Annotated in this window: 5 protein-coding genes; all 5 read left to right on the top strand. The window is 52.3% G+C overall.

What is annotated here, in order from left to right:
• Positions 1–637: 637 nt before the first annotated feature.
• The gene (locus ABX962_RS28485; RefSeq protein WP_372724555.1) at positions 638–1,429 is read left to right on the top strand and encodes an abortive infection system antitoxin AbiGi family protein; all 792 of its coding nucleotides are present in this window, start codon (positions 638–640) and stop codon (positions 1,427–1,429) included.
• Positions 1,430–1,984: 555 nt separating this feature from the next.
• On the top strand, positions 1,985–2,563 hold the full coding sequence (locus tag ABX962_RS28480) for a hypothetical protein (RefSeq protein ID WP_372724554.1): 579 nt from the start codon (positions 1,985–1,987) through the stop codon (positions 2,561–2,563).
• Positions 2,564–2,627: 64 nt separating this feature from the next.
• Positions 2,628–3,188, top strand: coding sequence for a hypothetical protein (locus ABX962_RS28475; protein ID WP_372724552.1), 561 nt, complete (start codon positions 2,628–2,630; stop codon positions 3,186–3,188).
• 666 nt (positions 3,189–3,854) lie between these two features.
• A complete protein-coding gene (locus tag ABX962_RS28470; RefSeq protein ID WP_372724550.1) occupies positions 3,855–4,895 on the top strand; it encodes a HEAT repeat domain-containing protein in 1,041 nt (346 codons plus the stop codon).
• A gap of 473 nt (positions 4,896–5,368) precedes the next feature.
• Positions 5,369–5,684 (top strand): hypothetical protein (locus ABX962_RS28465; protein ID WP_372724548.1); only part of this gene is annotated, 316 nt, incomplete at its 3' end.

Genomic DNA, 5,684 nt, shown 5'->3' with positions numbered 1-5,684 from the left:
TTAATCTATCTGTCGCACCAATCTTTCGGTCGTTATTTGTGGCACCGTCCCCCTCGGTCACTGCGACAAGAAACGACCGCCTGTTGCAGATTGACCGTGTGCGCGCCGTGTCGGTCATTCAGTGATTTTTGTCCGGTGATCGTACTGACGGAAAATAGACAGGAAGATTGGTGCGACAGGAAAATTGAAAAGACGGAAAAGCGAGTGGCCTCTCCTTCTGACTGCATATTTTTGTCCAATATTTTTTTGCCTGTGTTTGAGCATTGGGGGCGTTGCGTTTCTTTGGGCTCGTGGTCACCGATTCGTGTCGTCGGTTGGGCGGTGCGTCGATCGCTGTCGCCACTACCGCGGCTATTAACGCGATTGAAGAGTGCAAAGTGATGCCAGGTGAGAGGTGTCGGCTGGGAGCCGGATGCGCCGGCGGCGCCAGTCCGGTTCTGAGAGGGTTCGGTGATCAATTGGACAAGGATCAAATATGGTGACACCGCAAGGAGAAATCGGTGGCAAACCGTGAACACAAAGCGTATCCTAACATCGGAGAGACTCCGTTCTACTCGCCGCGGAGCCGCCGACTTCGCGTATTCAACTGGAACATCAACCGCGGCGGCCCGGTTATGCCAAACGTTCGCCAAATGATATGGAATACGTTTCCCCTTACCTAACTCACTGGGTTGGTCGAGGTCTCCCTGACACGGAGCAATACGACCTCTTGCTACACAAGATCGTGGCCCAAAGAGAGTTGCTGTTTTCGCACAATCCGATCCCATTCTCCTCGAAGTATGGCGGCTTGGCATCGAAAGAGACTTGGGGACTCGAAATGGTGTGTTTCACGGACATGCCTCTTTCAATGTCGTCCGATCACTGCGAAAAATATTCGAAGTTTGCTGCCGTATTTCGAAAGGCATCGCTGGCGAACTCATGCGTTTGCCCCGTGGCATACACGCTAAATCCTTTCGTAAGTCAGGCATACTCATATTTCTATTATGTCGGGATTGGACTTGAAGAGATTGCCGACGGTAAGGCGTTAACCAAGGGCAAGAGAGCTGGCAAGCGTTTCTTGCTTCACGAATACATGCAGCAACTCCATCAATTCTTGGCCTGGATTCAAGACTATAGCAATCAAGAATTCCCCTACGTCGAGGGAACGCTCGAAGCGAACGATGAACATGACGCGTTTTTCAATGACCCATCTGCGTTCTATTACGAACGCGAATGGCGAGCTGTCTACAGGCCCGGCGATGCGTTTCCGTGGGTCCGCCTGCACGACGGGCGAGCGTATTTTGGATATTCCGACTCCAGCTTGAAGTACTTGGTCGTACCGGAGAAATTCCTGGCGAGCGCAACTGCAGATCTGTCCGATATCACGTTTGCTGGCACCGCGCCGGAGGTCAAGTCGTTTGAAGACGTACTGTCGGGGGCGCTGGGATGACGACTGGCGAACCTCGCAATGCACCCGAGTCGCGAAGTCGAGCGTTTTGGCATAGGGAAATCTCTCGTCGCGACCGGGTGATTGCAATCGGTTCGTCGGCTGAATACGCAGCTTGAGCAGTTTACAAACCGCATGGCGTCACCTTACGATCCACCTATCGCTGAACATGAACAACCGACAGCCGATGGTTGCCCTCTCTTGGTGAGAATTGGCGTTTCGGTATTTGGACTAATCCAATTCGGAATCGGTTCCCTTTCGTTTGTTGCGATCGCATCCTACATCGCTGATTCGGACGCCAATCCGTCGCGGTATCAAATTCTGATTGCTCCCGTGCTCTTGTGGGTTTTATCGATTCCTGTACTCGTCGCATCCGCGCTTGTTTATCGCTGCGCTCGCAAATCAATAACTACACTCGAAACTTTGTGGTTCAATGGTGCCTCATTGCTTCCTTCCATTGGGCTCATCGGTGTGTTTCTTGCACCGCTGGTGCCCGGCTGACACAATGAAGCGGGGAGCCACGCCGTGAACCGGAGAACGGCTTGCAAGATTTTAGATATGGAAAGTCAACTGTCCGTTCCCGGTTACGGCCGCCGTTGCCCGTTGCAGACTTTTACATCGCGAATTGAAGGAGAAATAGCTTCTATGGATGAAGGTCCATCGATTGTTTCATACGTAATGGGCGCTGCTTTTTGTGCCCTGCTTATTTATTGGCAGGTGCTACGAGGAAAAGCAAAAAAGGCGACAGCAAATCGCGAACCACGCGCGCTCACGTTGGCGGACCTTCAAGGGAAGTGGAGAGTCGTGTCGTTTGGCCAGAATGGCGGAAAGGCACCTTTTTTCATCGCTCGGCGCATGAAGGCTCGACTTGTCGTCGAAGGAGACCGTTTCACCAAATTCATGGGTGACCGGCCGTTTGAAACCGGACGCTTAGTGATCTCCACAGACGGGAATCATTCTACATTCGACGAGTATGTCGATACAGCGGACGCGTCCGACAATGTCAGTCTTGGGATCATCCGATGGGTAGGTAATAAGATCGAGCATCTGCAGGGCAAGGCTGGCGAAGATCGGCCCACGGGATTTCCGTATTCAAGCGACTCAAAGTGCGGTTACGCTTTGATGAAACGTGAATAGATCCAATCGATCGGACGAATTGGGATTACAATGGGTTGGGCGCGGAGGCCTCGAAAGCGTCCGTTTGAAGTGGTTGATTTTTGGCTCGGCCCCGGTCAACCCCGCCGTTCTGCCATGGAGAAGCGTTCGCTTGGAATTTGACGACATCTACAACGTCACGTCGTCACTGACGCAGAATGGTGGCCGCAAGCTCACGCTTAAGCATCTTGACCAGTCGCACACTTACGCGGGTATGCTCGAAGGCACGCCGAACCGAAAGGCAAATGATTGGGGGATTGAGACCGATCTGAAATATGCTTCCCAGTACCGTTTCTCGCTCGGCAAACCGTACCTCATTGAACCGGAGCGACGCGACCATCTGCACGAACCCGGCGACATGGATCAGGTTCGTGAACGAACATCGAAATATCCAGCCGAATGGGGACGTGATCCGGAGTGGTTGCCGCTCGTACGATGTATCGGTTGCTTCTTCTCTACGACAACACGTAGGAACCCAACGAAAGACATGTCCTCATTAACCGTTGTGTGGTACCAAAACGATTTCGCTTACCCAATTGATGATGGTATACTTGCCGATCTCCGGTCGCTGGACTGGGATCGCTTGGCAACTGATTTCGAATACTGAGAAGAGGCAGAACCATGGGATGCAACGGAGCGGCGGTGGTGCGGTTTTTCGTGAGATCAATGTCAACTCCCGCCGCCCGCTCATCGCTTCCGTTCTGTCGCAGGGAAATCGTGAGACGCGTTTGTGCAATTTAGGCGAACTGTAGTGCGAAAGCTGTTTCGATTTAGAATCCGAACGCTCCTGATCGTTGTCGCTCTTCTTGCCCTGATCCTCGGCATTGGGCCTCGACTCTGGTGGCGATACAAAGTCAACTCCGCATTGGATGCCACCCTCGCCATTGGGCCGGACTTGTATTGGGAAATCGATCCACGAGCGTCGTCGACCAAAGAAGATTATGCCTACCTTCTAAGCGACCATGAACGCGTGAGCACTCGCCTAGTGTCAATTCTGAGATCGGACGAGCAACTTCAGCGACGCGTAAATGCGGTAAAGACCATGCGCTCGCTTTCCGCACATTCCGGCTCGTTCAAAGTTCGCCGACAGATTCTCCCTACGCTAATTGAAGTTGCTTGCGACGAAAGGTCCGCGGATTCGCTCGTTCGCGAAACGGTTGAAACGATCGCTGATTGGATTCCCTCAACCGGCGTCTCTCCGAAAGATCGGGCACACATTTGGCACGCCGCGATTGCCTCCAGCAACGAGCAGCGAATTGCATGGATTGATGCTTTGATTTCGATTGGGGGCAGAGAAGAAACGAAATTGATTTTGAGATTCGGAAACACGCACGATAAAAAGGAATTATGGGCCGTTTACAATTCGCAATTCCGTGGCGTTACATGGCAGGGCTTGCTTCCGCATCTACGCCGTTGGATAACAGACCCTGTCATCGCCGAACACGCTTTGGAATTCAGCGTGCTTTCTCACACTCAGGAGGGGCGTGAGATACTCATACAATTCATCGCTGATTATGAACATGAGAAAGTCTTGAGAGACAAGGCGATCCAGCAGCTGACGCAGACAGTTGCCGGTATTGACGAGCTAGAGGCTGCTTGCGCAGATCAACAGGTAGCAGATGGCATCAGTACGCTAGTCGGTATTTCGTGTACGCAGCACCTTGCGAACGCAAGAGAACAGCTAGCGAGTCACAACGCCGACAACTTATGGGACGAACTAATCAAGGGACTTGATCCGATGTACTGGCTCCCGTCATCCGGCACCACACTGCCGCCGGAAACCGAGGCTCAGTACTCTGAATTCCGGCAACACAGTTCGCAGTTGTCGTTGAAGTGCCTTCGACTGCTATCTGGCAATTCGGGCGGTTCGACACCGGGTGATTGGACGTCGTGGCGTGAATCGAATGCAGGACGTGCAGTCGCACTTGAAGAACTCCTGCAGCTCGTTTTAGACCATCCGGAGATGATCAGTCACTCAACAATCGTGCGTCGAATCGTGCCGCATCATATTGGCGCATTGCCCCGAACGTGCATTCCGCTTTACCACCAGATGCTGCAATCAGATAACGTCACCGTTCGGTATTGGGCTTGCCAAGCCCTTCTTGCGTTTACGGATTCGCCGGAGGCTATTGATGTTGCAATCGATCTCATTGACCAATCGAAACCGAGTGATGCTGCTTCCGTACATCCAGGGGCAATCTCGATGCTACGAAACCGATTTGCTGTTAATTACTTCTGGGATACCGATGCTTGGCGTAAATGGGCATCCACGATACGATCAGACGTTCAAGAGCAAAACGCTGATCCGCGGTAATGCGACAGAACAAAGCCGTAAACCGGAGCACTCATTCGCGTGGCAACTGAAATCAATGTCTTCCGTTCGTGCCCGGTAGCGGCAGTCGACTATGAAATCCGAGGTTGCAAGTGATGTTAAAGTGTTTCTCTCGTCGTATTTTATTTTTTTTCGCGGGTGGTGGTGAAGAACTTGGATTTTCTGGTTTTGGAGTTGAAGAAGCAGGCGACGGAGTTGAATTTGCCGAGGTCTAATGCGAGAATCTTCATGTGTACTTTGATCCTTGTGTTTGGTGGGTGGAGTGAATGTGACCGGCAGCCGCACGCTGCCGAGATCACGGGTCCGAGTCGCCAGTTATTTTGAACAAATGGCTCCCACCCATCAAACCTCGGACTTACATGGATTCTTTATCCGATTGAACCGACTGTAGGGTCGCCGTGAATGGAAAATCGTCAGTGAGGGGAATGGTTTGCAAAATCGGGGAACGGGCCTACATGGAATCCCTGATCGCTGATGGCATCGTTTACATGAACACTCTCCGGAAATTCTGGGAGACGGAAGACTCTGGTGTTCGCGGCGACCCGCTCGATACCGTTCACACAATGGCGAACGGCGCACATGGCGAAGTTCGCACCCCAGACGGCGAGAAAATTCCAGTTGAGGTAACTTCCTGGACCTTGCAAACGCGTCCGGCGGATCCTGACTCAATAAACCTGTTTTGTATGTATGCTTTGCGTTGGGACGAGCATGCACCACCAATCGATGATCGAGTTCAAGGCTTCGGTGACACCGCGGTGCTGTTTAACGACC

The organism is Novipirellula sp. (assembly GCF_041583735.1).
Lineage (GTDB): Bacteria > Planctomycetota > Planctomycetia > Pirellulales > Pirellulaceae > Novipirellula.
This window is presented reverse-complemented; position numbering and strand designations above follow the sequence as displayed.

Excerpts from the sequence above, each read along its gene's own strand:
- ABX962_RS28485 (WP_372724555.1), top strand. The coding sequence starts at position 638 with ATGGAATACGTTTCCCCTTACCTAACTCACTGGGTTGGTCGAGGTCTC.
- ABX962_RS28480 (WP_372724554.1), top strand. The coding sequence starts at position 1,985 with ATGGAAAGTCAACTGTCCGTTCCCGGTTACGGCCGCCGTTGCCCGTTG.